General features: G+C 51.4%; 17 protein-coding genes. 11 read left to right on the forward strand and 6 right to left on the reverse strand.

The genetic code is table 11. From position 1 onward, the window contains the following. The first annotated feature begins 116 nt into the window (after positions 1-116). The 5 genes from lon to QQZ12_RS03500 are packed head-to-tail and all read left to right on the forward strand — an operon-like array spanning position 117 to position 5,948. On the forward strand, positions 117-2,462 hold the full coding sequence (gene lon, locus QQZ12_RS03480; RefSeq protein ID WP_102992016.1) for an endopeptidase La: 2,346 nt from the start codon (positions 117-119) through the stop codon (positions 2,460-2,462). Then, positions 2,443-3,051, forward strand: coding sequence for a ribosome biogenesis GTP-binding protein YihA/YsxC (gene yihA / locus QQZ12_RS03485; protein ID WP_102992017.1), 609 nt, complete (start codon positions 2,443-2,445; stop codon positions 3,049-3,051). The genes lon and yihA overlap by 20 nt, the downstream gene beginning before the upstream one ends. Before the next feature lie 33 nt (positions 3,052-3,084). Beyond that, a complete protein-coding gene (locus tag QQZ12_RS03490) occupies positions 3,085-4,182 on the forward strand; it encodes a D-alanine--D-alanine ligase (protein WP_284723984.1) in 1,098 nt (365 codons plus the stop codon). A 40-nt stretch (positions 4,183-4,222) separates the two neighbouring features. After that, entirely contained in the window at positions 4,223-5,023 is an 801-nt protein-coding gene (locus tag QQZ12_RS03495; protein WP_284723985.1) for an ABC transporter permease subunit, read from the forward strand. Next, the gene (locus tag QQZ12_RS03500) at positions 5,016-5,948 is read left to right on the forward strand and encodes an ABC transporter permease subunit (protein ID WP_284723986.1); all 933 of its coding nucleotides are present in this window, start codon (positions 5,016-5,018) and stop codon (positions 5,946-5,948) included. Before QQZ12_RS03495 ends, QQZ12_RS03500 begins: the two co-directional genes overlap by 8 nt. 16 nt (positions 5,949-5,964) lie before the next feature. Here QQZ12_RS03500 and map read toward each other — a convergent pair whose 3' ends face one another. The 6 genes from map to QQZ12_RS03530 form a co-directional block, all read right to left on the reverse strand. After that, positions 5,965-6,720 carry a type I methionyl aminopeptidase gene (map, locus tag QQZ12_RS03505; RefSeq protein WP_102992020.1) on the reverse strand — a complete coding sequence of 252 codons (756 nt, stop codon included), beginning with the start codon at positions 6,718-6,720 and terminating at the stop codon, positions 5,965-5,967. A gap of 17 nt (positions 6,721-6,737) precedes the next feature. Beyond that, on the reverse strand, positions 6,738-7,208 hold the full coding sequence (locus QQZ12_RS03510; protein ID WP_102992021.1) for a hypothetical protein: 471 nt from the start codon (positions 7,206-7,208) through the stop codon (positions 6,738-6,740). 155 nt (positions 7,209-7,363) lie between these two features. After that, entirely contained in the window at positions 7,364-8,188 is an 825-nt protein-coding gene (locus tag QQZ12_RS03515; protein ID WP_102992022.1) for an ABC transporter permease, read from the reverse strand. Further along, entirely contained in the window at positions 8,172-8,954 is a 783-nt protein-coding gene (locus QQZ12_RS03520) for an ABC transporter ATP-binding protein (RefSeq protein WP_102992023.1), read from the reverse strand. The genes QQZ12_RS03515 and QQZ12_RS03520 overlap by 17 nt, the downstream gene beginning before the upstream one ends. A gap of 3 nt (positions 8,955-8,957) precedes the next feature. After that, entirely contained in the window at positions 8,958-9,962 is a 1,005-nt protein-coding gene (locus QQZ12_RS03525; RefSeq protein ID WP_102992024.1) for an ABC transporter substrate-binding protein, read from the reverse strand. A gap of 252 nt (positions 9,963-10,214) precedes the next feature. Further along, positions 10,215-10,931 carry a glycoside hydrolase family 25 protein gene (locus QQZ12_RS03530; RefSeq protein ID WP_102992025.1) on the reverse strand — a complete coding sequence of 239 codons (717 nt, stop codon included), beginning with the start codon at positions 10,929-10,931 and terminating at the stop codon, positions 10,215-10,217. A gap of 263 nt (positions 10,932-11,194) precedes the next feature. Between QQZ12_RS03530 and hemA the strand changes: the two genes are divergently transcribed. Genes hemA through hemB form a run of 6 tightly spaced genes read left to right on the forward strand, consistent with a single transcriptional unit; the run spans position 11,195 to position 17,526 of the window. Continuing rightward, positions 11,195-12,538 (forward strand): glutamyl-tRNA reductase, encoded by a 1,344-nt coding sequence (hemA, locus tag QQZ12_RS03535; RefSeq protein ID WP_102992026.1) that lies wholly within the window; start codon positions 11,195-11,197, stop codon positions 12,536-12,538. Positions 12,539-12,552: 14 nt separating this feature from the next. Then, positions 12,553-13,368, forward strand: a complete 816-nt coding sequence (locus QQZ12_RS03540) for a cytochrome C assembly family protein (protein ID WP_102992027.1) — start codon at positions 12,553-12,555, stop codon at positions 13,366-13,368. 24 nt (positions 13,369-13,392) lie between these two features. Further along, on the forward strand, positions 13,393-14,040 hold the full coding sequence (locus QQZ12_RS03545; protein ID WP_102992028.1) for a precorrin-2 dehydrogenase/sirohydrochlorin ferrochelatase family protein: 648 nt from the start codon (positions 13,393-13,395) through the stop codon (positions 14,038-14,040). A gap of 16 nt (positions 14,041-14,056) precedes the next feature. Beyond that, a complete protein-coding gene (gene hemC, locus QQZ12_RS03550; protein WP_102992029.1) occupies positions 14,057-14,983 on the forward strand; it encodes a hydroxymethylbilane synthase in 927 nt (308 codons plus the stop codon). Next, complete coding sequence (gene cobA, locus QQZ12_RS03555; RefSeq protein WP_102992030.1) at positions 14,980-16,494, forward strand: uroporphyrinogen-III C-methyltransferase; 1,515 nt, start codon at positions 14,980-14,982, stop codon at positions 16,492-16,494. The genes hemC and cobA overlap by 4 nt, the downstream gene beginning before the upstream one ends. Positions 16,495-16,551: 57 nt before the next feature. Then, positions 16,552-17,526 (forward strand): porphobilinogen synthase, encoded by a 975-nt coding sequence (gene hemB / locus QQZ12_RS03560; protein WP_106341934.1) that lies wholly within the window; start codon positions 16,552-16,554, stop codon positions 17,524-17,526. Positions 17,527-17,755: the final 229 nt, after the last annotated feature.

Raw genomic sequence — 17,755 nt, forward strand, 5'->3', positions numbered from 1 at the left:
GTCGGCCTCCCGCAGTGGGAATCCGACTTGGTTATGTCATAGACAAAACAAATCGAATAAGATAAAATCGTACAAAGTTATTCAGTTCCTTGAGTGTCAGCAACGGAGGTGCATGTATGGCTGTAAAAGAAGAGGAACGCACATTGCCTTTGCTCCCTTTAAGAGGGTTGATTGTCTTTCCGACAATGGTTTTGCATTTAGACGTGGGACGGGAACGCTCTGTTCAAGCTTTGGAAAAGGCAATGGTTGATGATGAACATCATATTTTACTTGCGACACAAAAGGAAATTCAAATAGAAGAACCTTTAGCCGAAGACATTTATGAGATCGGCACGGTTGCCAAAGTGAGACAGATGCTCAAATTACCCAACGGCACCATTCGGGTTCTGGTGGAAGGGTTAAAAAGAGCCCGTATCAAGGAATATGTAGATTTAGAAGAATGTTATATCGTCACTTATGAAGAGTTGGCTGGCATAGATGAGGGAGATATGGACACGGAAGCCCTGATGCGCTCCGTATTAGACCATTTTGAACAATACTTGCGCCTGTCCAAAAAAGTATCTCCTGAAACCTATTCCGTTGTGTCTGACATTGAAGAACCGGGACGCCTTGCCGATGTGATCACTTCTCATCTGCCCCTCAAGATTTCCGACAAACAGTCCATTCTCGAAACGATTGATGTCAAAGCGCGTTTGGAAAAATTGCTCGCCATCATCCACAACGAGAAAGAAGTGCTGGAGCTTGAGAAGAAAATCAGTTCGCGCGTGAAAAAACAAATGGAAAAAACGCAAAAAGAATATTATCTGCGCGAACAGATGAAAGCCATTCAAAAAGAGTTGGGAGAAAAAGAAGGACGCCTTGCCGAAGCGGAAGAGTTGCGAGAGAAGCTGGCTGAATTAGAAGCTTCGGAGGACGTCAAAGAGAAGATCGAAAAAGAGATCGATCGTTTGGAGAAAATCCCGACCACATCCGCTGAAGGCGGCGTGGTGCGCACGTATATCGAGTGGTTGCTTGACCTGCCGTGGCAGCGGGTGACTGTGGACGATCTGGACTTGGCCAAAGCGGAAACCATCTTGGATGAAGACCATTATGGACTTGAAAAGGTAAAGGAACGGGTCTTGGAATACTTGGCTGTGCAGCAGATGGTGAAACAGTTGAAAGGGCCGATCCTCTGTTTGGCGGGTCCTCCCGGAGTGGGGAAAACGTCATTGGCGCGTTCCATCGCACGGGCGTTAAATCGTCATTTTGTCAGAATTTCCCTAGGCGGCGTGCGCGATGAAGCGGAAATTCGCGGCCACCGGCGCACTTATGTGGGTGCGATGCCCGGGCGGATCATTCAGGGGATGAAGCAAGCTGGTAGCGCGAACCCAGTCTTCTTGCTGGATGAAATTGATAAAATGTCAATGGATTTTCGTGGTGATCCATCAGCAGCGTTGTTGGAGGTCTTAGATCCGAACCAAAACAACACATTCAGCGATCATTACATAGAAATTCCTTTTGACCTTTCCAAAGTGATGTTCGTAACCACGGCCAACGCTGTGCACAACATTCCACGCCCGCTTTTGGATCGGATGGAAGTGATTTACATCTCCGGGTACACTGAGCTGGAAAAGGAGCAAATTTCCAAATCGTACCTGATTCCCAAGCAGCTGAAAGAACATGGGCTGACAAAAGAGCAATTGCAGATTCAGGGTGCGGCTACATTGAAGCTGATTCGTCATTATACCAGGGAAGCGGGCGTACGCAACCTGGAACGCACGATTGGCACATTATGCCGCAAAGCTGCCAAGCAGATTGTGTCAGGTAAGAAGAACAAAGTTGTTATCACGGCCAAGAATTTGGAAGAATACCTCGGCCCAGAGAAATTCCGGTACGGTCGGGCAGAAGAGACAGATCAAGTCGGCATGGCCACCGGTCTCGCTTGGACGGAGACTGGCGGCGACACGTTATCGGTTGAAGTCTCGCTCTTACCGGGTAAAGGAAAATTGACCTTGACCGGACAACTAGGGGACGTGATGAAAGAATCGGCGCAAGCGGCGTTCAGTTTCATTCGTTCCCGGGCGGAAGCGCTCAACATCGACCCCGATTTCCATGAGAAAATGGATGTTCATGTTCATGTGCCGGAAGGAGCGATTCCCAAAGATGGGCCATCCGCCGGGATTACCATGGCTACCGCATTGGTGTCGGCCTTGACCAACATTCCGGTATCCCGCTTTGTGGCGATGACTGGGGAGATCACTTTGCGCGGGCGGGTGCTACCGATTGGTGGATTGAAAGAGAAAGCGCTCAGCGCTCATCGAGCTGGCATTCAACATGTGATCATTCCAAAAGACAATGAAAAAGACCTGGAGGAAATTCCAAAAAGCGTTCGTAAAGATTTGGTTTTCACCGCGGTCAGCCAAATGGATGAGGTGTTGAAGTTGGCGTTAGTGAGGGATCCTTATGATCGTGAAAACAACTGAATTTGTGATAAGCGCTGTGAAGCCGGCGCAGTATCCAGACGACGCCCTGCCAGAATTCGCGCTGGCTGGGCGTTCCAATGTGGGCAAATCTTCGTTGATCAATTGCCTGATTCGGCGCAAAAACTTGGCCCGCACGAGCTCCAAGCCCGGCAAAACACAGACGATCAACTTCTATAAGATCAATGATGCCCTATATTTTGCTGATGTGCCGGGCTATGGCTTCGCCAAAGTGCCTAAAAGCGTGCGCAATGCTTGGGGAAAAATGATGGAAACGTACCTGAGTAAGCGCGATGAGCTCAAGGCGGTGATTCAGGTGGTCGACTTGCGCCACCCACCAAGCAATGATGATTACAACATGTATCAATACTTGAAGCATTTCGGCATTCCCACCATTGTCGTGGCAACCAAAGCAGATAAGATTTCAAAAGGGCAATGGCAGAAACATTTGAAAGTAATCAGAGAAGGGCTTGAGCTTCAAAAAGGAGACCCACTCATCTGCTTTTCTTCCGAAACGGGACAAGGGCGCGATGAAGTGTGGCGGGAAATCACCCAACGAATGGAAGAGCAGAATGCAGAGCTAACCACATAAACATGAGTCATAACAGATGAAGGGGTGGGGAAGATGAGCAAGAAATTACGGGTGGCCGTACTGTTTGGGGGAAAATCGGGAGAGCATGAGGTCTCTTTGGCTTCGGCTTCTTCAGTGATGAAAGCGATGGATCACGATAAATACGATATCATTCCTATCGGCATCACTCAAGAAGGATCGTTCCTCTTGGGGCAAGCTGCATTGCCGATGTTGGAGGGGAAGACGGAACAGGCGGAGATCAACCGCTTGCAACAGATGATGCCTGCTGTTACGACTGGGACGCATGCATTGCCTGCGTTTCATCGAGAAGAGATCGATGTCGTTTTTCCGGTGTTGCATGGCACTTACGGAGAAGACGGAACGATTCAAGGATTTCTGGAGATTGCCAACATCCCTTACGTAGGCGCCGGTGTACTGGCTTCCAGCGTTGGTATGGATAAAGCCGTTTCCAAAAAGGTGTTTGCCGAAGCCGGATTGCCACAAGCCAACTATGTCTCCTTTTTGAAGGCTGACTTGGTGCGCAATCAAGAAGCGGTGCTTGCGCGCATTGAAACGGAATTGGGTTACCCTTGTTTTGTCAAACCGGCCAATCTCGGTTCCAGTGTGGGGATTTCCAAAGCGAAAAACCGTGAGGAACTGATTGAGGCGCTTGCTTTGGCGTCGGCGTATGACCGGAAAATCGTGGTCGAAGAATTTGTGCCGGCTCATGAAGTGGAAGTTGCGGTATTAGGCAATGACGAACCGGAAGCTTCTGTGCCGGGAGAAATTGTCTCATCCAATGAGTTTTATGATTACAAAGCAAAATATATCGATGGCAAATCGGTCATGCGCATTCCCGCCGAACTGCCTCAAGACACCGCCGAGCAACTGCGTGAAATGGCGATTCGTGCGTTTAAGGCCATTGACGGTAGCGGACTGGCGCGGGTGGATTTCTTCATCCGCAAAGACACGGGTGAGATCTTGTTGAACGAAATCAACACGATGCCTGGGTTCACCCAATTCAGCATGTATGCAAAATTGTGGGAGCATTCCGGCTTGACCTACGCGGAACTGGTAGACAAATTGATCCAGCTGGCCCTGGAACGATATGAAGAAAAAAGCCAGCTTCGCACCGACTTTGCCGCTGAATAACAAAAAGAGGCCCCTTTTCCATTTGGAAAGGGGGTTTTTTGTGTTGTGTTGCAATATTCATTCGGTCAGTCAAGCAATTCGCTCGGTAGCTGACTATTTCGCTGGCATTTATAGTGGCGAAAGTTTCATGTATAACCGGTTGCATAACTTGGAACTCGTGCATGAAAATTTCTTGCAGGCGGTTTGGCCGCTATTTTGGTATTCTTGCGCTTATGTGGGCGGAGCCGGGTTGATCGCCTTGTTCCTTGGGATCTGGGTGGGAGTGAGGTTTGCCAGTTCCACAGGTTGGTTGAAGGAAGTGGTGGGGTTTTGCAATGTTGTTCCCGATCTCATGATGGCAATGACATTGCAATTGTTGGTCATCTGGGTGTATAAGCGAACAGGGGTGCTATTCGCCAATGTGATGACCATCGAGCAAGAAGAGGCGGTGTTGTTGCCGATATTAGTGTTATTTATCTTGCCTTTTGTCTACGTTGTGCGGTTGGTTTCCCATCTCACCCATGCTGAATTGAGCAAAGAGTATGTATTGTTAGCCAAAGCAAAAGGCATCCCACGCTCGGCCATTCTCAACAGGCATGTCTTGCGCAATGTGTTGCCACAGGTAAGGGCGCACTTGCCCCAATTGGTGTCCGCTATGATCGGAAGTATGATTGTTGTGGAGCAGTGGATGAACGTCAATGGCGCGGGCTGGTTTATCCTGCATAAGTTTGAGAGAACGTCACTACTTACCTATCCAGTGTTGGTCAATTCGCTGTTCCTGTTGGTCATCTTGTTTATGTGCCTTTACGGTTTGATGCAACTGGCATTTTCGCTGATTGTTAGGAGGGTAGCTCATGATTAAACGGAAATTACGCCGTCCAGTCGCTTTTTATACAGGAATGGGATTGCTTTTATTATTGTCGCTGGTGGCTCTGATCGGGCCGTGGGTGATTCCTTACTCTCCCCATCAAATGTTTTTGCTCCCGGTCAGGGCTGGGGAAATCATCGGACCGCCAGAACTTCCTTCAGAGAGGCATTGGTTGGGAACGGATGCGTTTGGTCGCGATATGCTGACGTTGGTTCTGTTGGGGCTGCGTTACACATTGCTGACGGTTTTGTTGGTAGCTGGGCTTCGCATCTTGTTTGGCGGGATGATCGGCGTACTAAAAGGATTGTCTCCGCAGGCAGGGAAGCGCCGTCTGGATGGTACGCTGATGCGGGTAACCCGGCTATTCCCTGCGTTTTTCATCGCTTTTTTTCTATTGTTTGGCATCAACCAAATGGGGAGCGTGGAGGTGCTGATCATCGCCTTGGTTCAACTCGCGGTGTTGGTGTTGATCGGTATCCCGCAGGTGGTACATATTTTTGAAGCATATGTGACTGAATGGAAGGGGCAATCGTTTGTGGAGGCCTCGAAACTCATGGGTGGTAGCAAATGGTGGATAGCGCGTAAGCAATTGTGGCCGTGGTTGAAAGATGCGTGCGCCTTATTTATGTTTCAGGAATGCATCCTGGTGTTAAATTTGTTGGGGCAACTGGGGGTGTTGGGGGTGTTTGTCGGCGGTATGACCCGCATAGAAAATGTGTTTGAACGGGAACAGGCGATCACTCGTTCATTTGAGTGGGCGGGGCTGTTGACGCAGAACAAAAGCTTTGTCATTTCCTACCCGGAAATTATCCTGATCCCGGTTGGATTGTTTCTGTTGTTGCTGTTTTCGTTATATTTGGTGTCGCGGGGGCTGGAGCGGGGTTACCAGCGGGAGCGAGAGGAATATCCATACGTGTGAAGCGGGCGCTGTTCTGTCAGGCGCCCGCTTCGCCTTGATCAGTTAGGATCTCCGGGCCGTCTTTGGTGATGGCGATGGTGTGTTCATATTGGGCCGCGAGACTGCCGTCCACTGTTTTAGCTGTCCAGCCATCTGCTGCAATGGTGACGTGATGGTTGCCCAACGTCAGCATCGGTTCAATTGTGATCACCATGCCTTCTTTTAGCAACGGGCCTTGGTTGGGCGGCCCGTAGTGGGGCACTTCCGGCTCTTCATGGATGCGCTGCCCGATCCCATGGCCGATAAACGGGCGAACGACGCCATACCCTTTAGATTCGGCAAAAGTTTGAATTGCGTGGGAGATGTCACCGACGCGGTTTCCCACTTGTGCTTGGGCGATTCCGCGGTATAGCGATTCTTTGGTGACTTCTAGCAACCGTTGCGCAGCCTCGCTGATCACGCCGACGGGGTAAGTCCAAGCCGAATCGGCCAACCAGCCGTTATAGTTCACCACCATGTCGATGGTTACGATGTCGCCTTCCGAGAGAGGGGTTTTGCGGGGAAATCCGTGGCAGACTTCATCGTTGATTGAAGCGCAAGTGGCGTAAGGATAGCCCATGTACCCTTTTTGCTCTGGGGTGGCCCCGTGCCGCTTTAAATAGGATTCTACCCATTGGTCGATGTCCCAAGTGGAAACGCCTGGGCGGATACGTTTGCGAATTTCCCGGTGGCAGGCAGCCAAAATCCGGCCGGCTGTCCGCATATGACGAATCCCTTCCGATGCTTTGCTCATTGGCTTGACTCCTCGCATTATTTTTTGGACAAGAAGATCAATCCCAAAACGACAATAAAAACCGGCCAATAGTTGTGCAAAACGGTGGTGACAGGGGAAACAATCGGCAGTTCCGTAACACCCGGATAAGCGACCACACCCGTCAAGACCAAGATACCGCCCACGATCCCGCTCATGTTGTGTTTGGTGAGGAGATACTGTAACAAGACGGACAAACCGACGAAGACGAGCAGGATGCTCCAGTGGTTGGGCCAGCCTTCTACATATTTTATGCCCCAGACCGATAATCCGAGAAAGGTAATTAACCCAGCCCATAAGGCCAAGGAGCCGATTCGTTTTAGAAAAGCGACAAATAGCAGGATCGCTCCGATTAAAAACATGATAAAGGGCCAGGTGATAAATGATTGGAGCGGAGCTAGTTCAAATTTGGTTACCAACAACAAGGCTCCGCCAAGGATCAAGATAAATCCGATCAGCTTTGATTGCATGAAAAGCGTCTCTCCTTGAAGATCAGTAGATTTTTCCTTTTCCATCTTATCACAATTCAGCGACGAGTCAGGACAGAAAAATGAAAAACGGGGTGGCGTTGGTATCAGACGTCCCCCCGTTTTATCCGATGGTTTCGTTGTCGGCGACTACTGCGTCAACCGCGCTGACGGTGGCGCAATAACCGTGCTTCCAACCAAGCGATCAATTGGTACATCACAGTGGCGATGATGGCCACCACCACCAAGCTCAACATGACCAGATTGAGGTTGAACACTTGGAATCCATAAATGATCAAATAACCAAGTCCAGCTTTGGACACTAGGAATTCGCCGACGATTACTCCCACCCAGGCTAATCCCACATTTACTTTTAAAGCGGCAATCATGTCGGGGATGCAGGCGGGGAAGATGATTTTGCGGAAGATTTGGCTGCGGGTGGCGCCAAACGAGCGGGCTAGGTGCAGATAGCTTTCATCCACGCTCTGGAAGCGGGTGTAGATGACCAATGTAGTGATGATGATCGTGATGGCGACAGCCATGGCCAGAATGGAGGCGCCATTGGCACCCAATGTCACAATGAACAAAGGACCCAAGGCTACTTTGGGCATGCTGTTCAAGATGACGAGGTAAGGGTCAAGCACGCGTGACAGAAACGGGGACGCCCAAATGCATGTGGCCAAGCTAATCCCGCCGACAGTGCCCATGATGAATCCGGCGGCGGTCTCCAATGACGTCAAACCAATGTGATGAAACAGTTCGCCTGCCGTTGCCAATTGTACCGCCTGCGACCAGATGAGAGACGGACTACTGAAGAGAAACGGATCAATCCAGCCGGCGCGGGCCGCCCCTTCCCATACTGCCACAAAGGCGATGAAGATCAGGATGCGAAGGCCCCATACCCATGTTTGCCGGATGCGGAGCCGACGCAGATAAAGGGCGTGATGGGGACTTGCCGCACCGCGTTCAAGCCAGCTTTTCAATGCGATTCACCTCCCGCCACAACTCGCTAAACAACGAACGGAAGGATGGATGGGCTCTCGCTTCAAGAGGGGGAAGCGCGCGGATGTCTGTCGGAATCGGGAGTGTGTACCTAATTTGCCCCGGTCGTCCGCCTATGACGAGGACGCGGTCCCCGATGGCGATCGCTTCTTCCAGATCGTGAGTGACCAAAATGGCCGTTTTCTGTTGCTCTTTCAACACATTTGTCAGCAGGTGCTCCAAGTGGATTTTGTTTTGGATATCCAGTGCGGAGAAGGGTTCATCTAATAGCAGAAGATCGGGGCGTACCGCCAAGGTGCGAACGAGGGCCACGCGTTGCCGCATGCCTCCTGACAGTTGGTGGGGGTAGTGGTGGGCTACATGGGATAAGCCCATTTCATCCAGAAGTCGGTGTGTGTCGGCGATAGCCGCGGCGGTGGCCTGACGGCGAAGTTCCAATCCGAGGATCATGTTTTGCGCGACGGTGCGCCATGCCAGCAGTCCGTCTTTTTGCAGCATATAGGCGATTCGGGGAGAAGGGCCGTTCACCGGGTTACCGAACAACTGAATGCGCCCGCTGGCGGGGATGATTAATCCTGCGATCAGAGAGAGGATGGTGCTCTTGCCACATCCGCTAGGGCCGACCAAGACCACGAATTCCCCGGGGTGGACGGTCAGGGAGAGCGAGCGGATGGCGGTTACCTCTTCCGTCTTGGTAAAGTAAGTGTGCGTGAGGTCTTCAATCTGTACCGCGTAGTCCGAAGCCATGATTTATCCCCCCTTTACCACGTAGCTGGCGATTTCTGTATTGACCAGCTCACTATAAGGTATGGATTTGGGCAGTTCCCCGCTCTCTTTCATAATGCGTAACAGGTGATTGTACTCTGGTTCCTCAATGATCGGGGAAGTGGCATAGGACTGCTGTTCTTGATAACGTTTTACGACGCGGATCAGGATGTCTTTGTTGGTGTCGGGAAAATGACTTTGGATGGCGGTGGCCACTTCTTCAGCGGAGTGGGAAGCGACCCATTGTTGTGCTTGATAGATGGCGCGGGTGAAACGCCGGGCCAAATCAGGATGTTGCGCAAGCCATTTCTCTTTGGCGAGATAACAGGTATATGGCAGGCGTCCGCTGTCTTTGCCGAAAGAAGCGACGATGGTTCCTTTGCCGGCTTGCTCGATTTTAGAGGCGGTGGGTTCAAACAGCTGGGCAAAATCGCCAGTTCCCGCGAGAAACGCATTGCCCAAGTTTTTGAAGTCCACGTTCTGGATGATGTTGACATCCTGATGGGGAGTTAAGCCATTGATGCGTTGTACATGTTCGCTCACCATCTGGGGCATCCCCCCGCGCCGCTGGCCGAGCAAGTTTTTTCCTTTTAACATGCTCCATTTGAATGAGGGGATGGGTGTCCGCGAGACGAGGAATGTCCCATCGGTTTGTGTAAGTTGAGCAAAGGCGTTAACGGGTTGGTTGGTGGAGCGGGCGGTCACATAAATGGCGGCTTCGGCACCGACCAAAGCGATATCGGCGTCACCAGAGAGGAGGGTCGCCATCGTTTTGTCGCCGCCGTTGCCGTTGGTCAACACGATGTTAAGCCCTTCCCTCTTAAAAAAGCCCTTGCTCAGAGCGACGTATTGTGGGGCATAAAAGAGGGAATGCGTTACCTCGACCAGTCGGATTTGATTCGACGGGGTAGAGGGGGAACAGGCGGCGAGCAGACAAGCGATGCAGAATATCAACAACCGAATGCGAAACGGCTTGATTTTCTTTGCCATCAAACGCCACCTCTTTTTCATAGGATTAATTTCATTTTGACATTTCCGGCGAAATTTGACAAGAAATTGGCAATATTCTGCTGTTTAATTATTTTGGAAAAGGAAGGGGGCGGATGTGGAAGCGTTGCTTTAGCAACAGAGGGTGACAAGCGCATTGTTGCGATGCACTCTGTCATGGCCTAAATGAAGGGGAAGGCGGTGCCGGAAGCATTGCTAGCGACATCTTCCCCGTCCAAGCTAGTCTAGGAGGTTTCACTTCGCGGTGGTGAAGTGTTGTAGAAACTCGTCAAGCTCCCCATGGTAGGCATTGATGTCCACATATGTGTCGATGCCTTGGATACGTCCGCGGTTGCTGTATTGCCAGAAAAGCCAGTTCCGGTCTAAGGTAGGGAATTTTTTGATGTCGCGGATCCAGATGGGATGAGTCGGGAAGCTAGACTCGATGTATTGCCCGTATGTATCATACGTCACATAAAGGATTGGTTTTTGGCCATAGTGTTGTTCCAAGCGCTGGGAGAGCACCAGCAACTCCCGATGCACTTTCCGTCGGTCGTGATTTAAGTGGATTTCCACATCGATCACAGGGGGCAGGCTGTCAGGCTCTTTGGGGACGGTGCGGATAAAATTGTTCGCCTGTCGCGCGCCCAGGCTTTGCATGGAGAAAAAATGGTAAGCGCCCACAAGCAGCCCCTGTTTTTTCGCCTCCCGCCAATTCTCCTTAAAGCGTTTGTCGATGAAGTCTTGTCCTTCAGTGGCTTTGATGAAAACGAAGCGAAAATCATGTTCGGCCCGGACCATATGCCAATCAATGTCACCTTGGTGATGGGAAACATCTAAGCCTTTCACTTGATAAGGCCACGCAAACAGGTCATTGTGCCAAATGATCCCAAAGTATTCGAGTGCGGCGGCGAGGGCCAACAGGAGGACAAAAGCGATTAGGATGAGGATGTAGCGTAGATAAGGTCTCATAGCAGTTTCCTCTCTCAATGATGTCAACTTATATTGTAAAGGGAAGCACTTGTTGAACAAGTTGGCAAGGGAGCAAAAAGATGAACAATGGCCGACAAATTCTCCGATTGCCATGCCGCCAGCTGCCCGGCCCTTCAAAATCTGTTCACAGCCCAGAACTTGGGATTGAAAAAGGTTGTGCTATAATGTAATTTGATTGAGAATGATTTTTTCGGCCAGCTTAGCCCAAAAAGCGGCTAAACTGAAGTTCGGGGTGACAAAGCATGCATACGCTAGTGATTGGTTTAAACCATAAAACAGCTCCAGTGGAGATCAGAGAACAGTTGGCGTTTCAGGAAGACCGGCTTCAGCTAGCGCTAAAGAGTTTGCGGGACATGAAGAGTGTGCTCGAATGTGTCATTGTCAGCACTTGCAACCGCATGGAACTGTATGTGGTCGCTGACCAACTGCACACAGGAGAGTATTATGCGAAAGCCTTTTTGGAAAGCTGGTTCCGGTTGCCCAAAGAGGGGTTTGCCGAACACCTTTATGTGAAAGCGAATCAAGAAGCTGTGCGTCATCTGTTCCACGTCGTGTGCGGAATGGATTCGCTCGTGTTGGGAGAGACGCAGATTCTGGGACAAGTGAAGCAAGCGTTTCTGACCGCCCAGCAGACGGGGACGACGGGAACGCTGTTTAATGCGTTGTTCAAACAAGCGGTCACGTTTGGAAAACGCGTCCACTCGGAGACCGAAATTGGACAGAACGCCGTGTCAGTCAGTTATGCGGCGGTTGAATTGGGCAAGAAAATGTTTGATTCTTTTTCCGGCAAAACGATTCTGTTGATCGGAGCTGGAAAGATGAGTGAGCTCACCGCCAAGCATTTTCATGCAATCGGCGCCAACCGGGTGTTGGTGGTCAACCGCACGCTCAGCAAAGCGGAGGAATTAGCGCGCAAGTTTCAAGGCGAGGCCCGGACATGGGACGAGCTGATCCCCGCCCTGTTAAAGGCGGATATCGTTGTGAGCTCGACTGGCGCCAAGGAGCCTGTATTGACTAGGGCGATGGTCGAGCCTGTGCTCAAGAAGCGCCGCTCCCCTTTGTTCCTGATTGATATTGCGGTGCCGCGGGACATCGATCCGGCGATCCATGAGCTCGACCAAGTGTTTTTGTATGACATTGATGACTTGAACGGAATCGTTGACGCCAACATGGCGATTAGGGAACAAGAGGCGGCCAAAGTGCGGCTGTGGATCGAAGAAGAATTGCGGCAGTTCAACGAGTGGCTTGACACACTTGGGGTGGTTCCGCTCATCACCGCTTTACGCGATAAGGCACTTGCCATCCAAGAAGAGGCAGTGTTGCGGATCGAACGCAAACTTCCGGAATTGACGGAGAAGGAGAAGCGCGTCATCCGCAAGCACACCAAAAGCATTGTCAATCAATTGATGCGTGACCCCATCGTGCGGGTCAAAGAGTTGGCAACGTCCCCTCAAAAAGAATTGGCGCAAGAGATGTTCGTCGCATTGTTCGCTCTTGAAAAACAGCTAAATGCGGAGCAGGAGCAAGAAGAGTCTGATTCTGTCGAGCTTCCTAACACGGCAGCGCTTGCCAGCGGAAACGCTTAAAGGGGGAGGCGCCTTTGTTCCAAGAGCGTTGGATCATCGATTTCATGGTGTACGTCTATGCGATCAGCTTGGCGTTTTCATTTGCCGATCTGTTGCGCCCTAGCAAGCGGTTGGAACAATTGTCCATCCTCTTTTTATCAGGGGTGTGGGTCTTACAGACCATCGTGTTGGTCGTACAGCGATTGGCGCTGATTCCCATATCTGCCAGTATTGACGCTTTGTCCATTTATAGTTGGGTGTTGATCAGCTTTACCTTGGTCATGCATTTTGTGTATCGGATGTCCATTCTTTTCTTTATTGCCAACTCTTTGAGTTTCATCATGCTGGCCATCCATCTTTTTTTTGTGAGGTCATCATCACCCGTTATGGAGAAGCTGCTACTGTCGGAATTGGTTTTTTTGCACGTGACGCTAGCAATGATGGCCAACGCGTTTTTCTCTTTGGCCAGCATTGGAGCGGGTCTTTATTTGGTGAACAATTATTTGTTGAAACAAAAAAAATGGAATGATTTGTTGCGGCGTCTTCCCAGTCTCGACCGTTTACAAGGGATGTCGGCTTGGCTGTTAGTATTGGGCACCAGCCTGTTGTTGACTGCTATGACGTTGGGGGCGATTTACGCGTACCAAACAATCGGCGCCCAGTTTTGGGAAGATGCCAAGGTGTGGAGCTCGCTCTGGGTGTTGGCGCTGTACGCATTCATCTTGTGGAAGTGGGCGAGGCGCCAGTGGCATGGCCGCAAGTTGGCTTGGTGGACGCTGTTGTCCCTGTTTGCCGTATTGAGCAATTATATCATCACACGCTCCGGTTTTTCATTTCATCACTGGATATGATTCGGGCGATAAGGGGTTCAGGAGATGAAAAAATACTATCCCATGATGGTGGACATCAACGGATTGCGCTGTCTGGTGGTAGGGGGCGGCAAGGTGGCCGAAAGGAAAACGCGAGGGCTACTCGATGCGGGAGCTTTGGTCACCGTGGTGAGTCCGAAGCTGACTCCTCAGTTGGCGCAATGGGCGGACACCGGTGAGATTGAGTGGCGGCATCGCCTTTATCGGCGGGAAGATCATGAGGGATGCCGCTTGGTTATCGCTGCGACCGACCAAACGGAGGTCAACGTTCAGATCCGCCACGAAGCCGACGCGCGCGGCCAGTGGGTGAATGTGATCGACCGTCCAGAGCTGTGCACGTTCACCGTTCCCGCGACGGTGACGAGGGGCAAGCTCTGCATTGCCGTTTCCACCGGCGGGGCCAGCCCTTCCCTGGCCCAAACGATACGCGACCAATTGGCGTCGATGTATGGGGAAGAGTATGAATTGCACTTGGAGTTGCTTCAAGAAATGCGCGGGATCATTCAACAACGCGTACCGGTTCCCAAAGAACGGTACCAATTGGTGAAAGAATTGGCCGGCGAAGAATGGTTGGAAGAGTGCCGGGCCAATCCGGAGAAAGTGCGGAGCAAGATGTATCAGTGGTTGGATCACGCCTTGTCCCCGCAAACCTAGAATGGAGGTTGGACGCGTGCGCACGATTACGGTAGGAACGAGAAAGAGCCTGCTCGCTTTAACCCAGACCAACTGGGTGGTCGAACAACTGAAGAAGGTACGTCCTGATCTGACCGTCCAATTGGAAAAGATTGTGACCAAAGGGGATAAGATTCTTCATGTGACCTTGTCAAAAGTGGGCGGCAAAGGACTGTTTGTCAAAGAGATTGAACAGGCGCTGTTGGATGGGCGGATTGATTTTGCGGTTCACAGCATGAAAGACCTTCCGGGAGAAATGCCTGAGGGATTGGTGATCGGAGCGATTCCTGAACGGGAAAACCCTTGTGACAGCCTGTTGTCGCGGAACGGTCTTTCTTTGGCTGAATTGCCATCTGGCGCGGTGGTCGGCACCAGCAGTTTGCGCCGCCAAGCGCAAATATTGGCTTACCGTCCCGATTTGAAGGTGAAACCGGTGCGTGGCAATCTGGATACGCGCATTGCTAAGATGGAAGAAGGGCAATTTGATGCGATCTTGTTGGCGCAGGCCGGACTGGCTCGTATGGGCTGGCAGGATAAGGTGACGGAAACCCTGTCGAAGGATATCTTGTTGCCGGCGGTGGGTCAAGGGGCTTTGGCGATCCAGTGCCGCGAAGACGACCATGAACTGCTGGCATTGCTGTTGGAAATTCATCATGTAGAGACGGCGCGGGCGGTTCAAGCGGAACGGGCCTTCTTGCGTGCATTTGAAGGAGGTTGCCATTTGCCGCTGGCCGCGCATGCGGAAGTGCTCGGTGATGAGGTGTGTCTGACTGGGTTGGTCGCGCATCCGGACGGAACCAGAGTGATCAAAGGAATCAAACAGGGTTCGGATGAAAAAGCCGTAGGTCGAGAATTAGCCGCGGAGCTCAAGGAACAGGGCGCAGGGGAATTGTTGAGTGAGGTGCGAGAGGGGTTAGTCGGATGACCGGCTTAGTGTATTTGGTGGGTGCGGGCCCCGGAGACCCAGGTCTCATCACAGTGAAAGGCTTGGAAGCCATCAAGAAAGCCGATGTGATCATCTATGACCGTCTGGCGAATCCCCAGCTGTTAAAGCACGCACGCCCTGGTGCGGAATTGATTTATGTGGGAAAGCTACCTGATCGCCATACGCTTAAACAAGAGAAGATCAATGAACTGATTGTGGAAAAGGCGAAGGAGGGCAAGGTGGTCACCCGCCTCAAAGGAGGCGACCCTTTCATCTTTGGCCGAGGTGGCGAAGAGGCGGAATGCTGTGTGGAAGAGGGCATCCCTTTTGAGGTGGTCCCCGGTATTACTTCTGCCATTGCTGTGCCTGCTTATGCGGGTATACCCGTGACACATCGCAATTATAATACGTCTTTCACAGTGGTGACGGGACATGAGTGCCCCAAGAAAATTAAGTCGTCGGTTCGATGGGATAAGGTGACACTGGCTTCGGAGACACTGGTGTTTTTGATGGGTGTGAGTAACCTGCCGCATATCGTGAGTAGCTTGCTGGAGCACGGACGCTCCGAGGACACACCGATCGCATTGGTTCGCTGGGGCACGCGGGCGGAACAGCGCACCATTGTCGGCACCCTTGCAGACATCGTGCAGAAGGTAGAGGAGGCCGGATTACGCTCCCCGGCTGTCATTGTTGTCGGTGAAGTAGTGAAATTGCGCGAACGTTTGCAGTGGGTTGAGAAAAAGCCCTTGTTTGGCAAACGGATCTTAGTGACCCGGGCGCGTAGCCAGAACAGCGCGCTGGTTGAAAAAATCGAAGCCTTAGGCGGAGAAGCCATAGAGTTCCCGGTGATTCGGATCACTTCGCCCAAACGGCAGGATGTGTTCGATGAAGCCGTCAAGCAACTAGATAAATATGATTGGGTTATCTTCACCAGCGTCAACGGGGTGGACTGTTTTTTCAAACGCTTACGCGAATTGCGCATCGATATCCGGACATTGGCCGGGGCGCGCATCGGGGCGGTAGGCGCTAAAACAGCGGAAGCCTTGCTTGATAGAGGGTTGCTGGTTGAATCTTTGCCAGGGGAGTATCAAGCAGAAGCGTTGGTTGAGCATTTGCGCCCCTTGGTGAAAGCGGGGCAGGAAATCTTGTTACCGCGCGCGAATATCGCCCGCAAGGTGTTGCCGACCGAACTGGCGCGCATGGGATGCCATGTGACGGAAGTCGATGCTTATGACACGGTAGCAGATGCAACGGAGGCATCCGAAGTAGTTAAACTGTTGCAAGAAGGCGCCATTCATGTGATTACTTTCACAAGTTCTTCCACCGTACGCAATTTTTTGAAGGCAGTGCGATCAGTCACAGAAGAAGCCGAGGAATTGCTGGCGTCAACGAAAGTTGTGTGCATCGGCCCCATCACCGCACAAACTGCGCGGGAACTTGGAGTGCGAGTCGATGCGACCGCTGAAACATACACGATTGACGGGCTTGTGGAGACAATGAAACAATTGTAACGCACCCGAAATGCTGAGAGTTTACTCAGGCTCAAGGAACAGAGAGGAGTAGTCGCAATGCAACCATTCATGCGCCATCGTCGTTTACGCGCCAACGAAGTGATCCGTAACTTGGTGCGCGAACACCATCTGCATGTGGAGGATTTGATTTACCCCATGTTTGTGGTTGAAGGGGAGAACATTAAAAATGAAGTGCCATCAATGCCTGGCGTGTTCCACTTGTCGCTAGACCGGCTTGAAGAAGAGTTGGAGGAACTCAAGGCATTGGGCATCTCATCTTTGATGGTTTTTGGTGTGCCCGCCGAGAAAGATGAGGTGGGTAGCCAAGCAGACCACGATCATGGCATTGTGCAACGAGCGATTCGCAAGATCAAAGAAACGCATCCTTCTTTTTATGTGATTGCCGACACCTGTTTGTGCCAATACACTTCGCACGGCCATTGCGGTATCGTGGAAAATGGGGAAGTGCTCAATGATCCCTCCCTGCGCCGGTTGGCGGCGACCGCCGTGTCGCAAGCGGAAGCGGGCGCTGACATGATTGCTCCTTCCAATATGATGGATGGGTTTGTTTACGCGATTCGGAAAGGCTTGGATGAGGCGGGTTACGCGCATATTCCAATTCTGTCTTATGCTGTGAAATACGCTTCCAACTACTATGGTCCATTCCGTGATGCAGCCCACTCCACTCCGGAATTTGGTGACCGCCGTTCGTATCAGATGGACCCAGCCAACGCCCGTGAAGCCATGCGGGAAGCGGCATCCGACGTCGCTGAAGGGGCCGATATGCTGATGGTCAAGCCAGCGATGTCTTATATGGATGTGATCTATCGGGTGAAAGAGCGGTTTGATTTGCCCGTCGTTGTCTACAATGTGAGCGGGGAGTACTCCATGATCAAAGCCGCGGCGCTCAATGGATGGATTGATGAGGAAAAAGTAGTGATGGAAACCATGCTTTCGTTTAAACGTGCTGGTGCTGACCTCATTATCACCTACCATGCCAAAGACATCGCCCGCTGGTTGCGAAAAGGATAAGCCAATGCAAGCAAACGCATAAAGGATGGCTGGACTTTAGCCAAGAGTCCAGTCGCATGACGGGCCTCCTGGAAAACAGGGGGCTCGTTTTTTGATTGCACGTTTTATAGGAAATGCTGGCGGAATCACAAGGGGAGACATTTTTTTGTAAGAGGTTCTGGATAAGCAGATGGTTATGCGGTATGATTTGATATTAAGTCGGATTCGTCTGACCATTCTGCTAGTGGTA

It is taken from the genome of Laceyella tengchongensis (genome assembly GCF_900182735.1).
Classification (GTDB): domain Bacteria; phylum Bacillota; class Bacilli; order Thermoactinomycetales; family Thermoactinomycetaceae; genus Laceyella; species Laceyella tengchongensis.

What these genes read in the sequence shown, in the direction of transcription:
- lon (WP_102992016.1), top strand. Translation starts at nt 117, where the DNA reads ATGGCTGTAAAAGAAGAGGAACGCACATTGCCTTTGCTCCCTTTAAGA.
- yihA (WP_102992017.1), top strand. Translation starts at nt 2,443, where the DNA reads ATGATCGTGAAAACAACTGAATTTGTGATAAGCGCTGTGAAGCCGGCG.
- QQZ12_RS03490 (WP_284723984.1), top strand. Translation starts at nt 3,085, where the DNA reads ATGAGCAAGAAATTACGGGTGGCCGTACTGTTTGGGGGAAAATCGGGA.
- QQZ12_RS03500 (WP_284723986.1), top strand. Translation starts at nt 5,016, where the DNA reads ATGATTAAACGGAAATTACGCCGTCCAGTCGCTTTTTATACAGGAATG.
- map (WP_102992020.1), bottom strand. Translation starts at nt 6,720, where the DNA reads ATGAGCAAAGCATCGGAAGGGATTCGTCATATGCGGACAGCCGGCCGG.
- QQZ12_RS03510 (WP_102992021.1), bottom strand. Translation starts at nt 7,208, where the DNA reads ATGCAATCAAAGCTGATCGGATTTATCTTGATCCTTGGCGGAGCCTTG.
- QQZ12_RS03520 (WP_102992023.1), bottom strand. Translation starts at nt 8,954, where the DNA reads ATGGCTTCGGACTACGCGGTACAGATTGAAGACCTCACGCACACTTAC.
- QQZ12_RS03525 (WP_102992024.1), bottom strand. Translation starts at nt 9,962, where the DNA reads ATGGCAAAGAAAATCAAGCCGTTTCGCATTCGGTTGTTGATATTCTGC.
- QQZ12_RS03530 (WP_102992025.1), bottom strand. Translation starts at nt 10,931, where the DNA reads ATGAGACCTTATCTACGCTACATCCTCATCCTAATCGCTTTTGTCCTC.
- hemA (WP_102992026.1), top strand. Translation starts at nt 11,195, where the DNA reads ATGCATACGCTAGTGATTGGTTTAAACCATAAAACAGCTCCAGTGGAG.
- QQZ12_RS03545 (WP_102992028.1), top strand. Translation starts at nt 13,393, where the DNA reads ATGAAAAAATACTATCCCATGATGGTGGACATCAACGGATTGCGCTGT.
- cobA (WP_102992030.1), top strand. Translation starts at nt 14,980, where the DNA reads ATGACCGGCTTAGTGTATTTGGTGGGTGCGGGCCCCGGAGACCCAGGT.
- hemB (WP_106341934.1), top strand. Translation starts at nt 16,552, where the DNA reads ATGCAACCATTCATGCGCCATCGTCGTTTACGCGCCAACGAAGTGATC.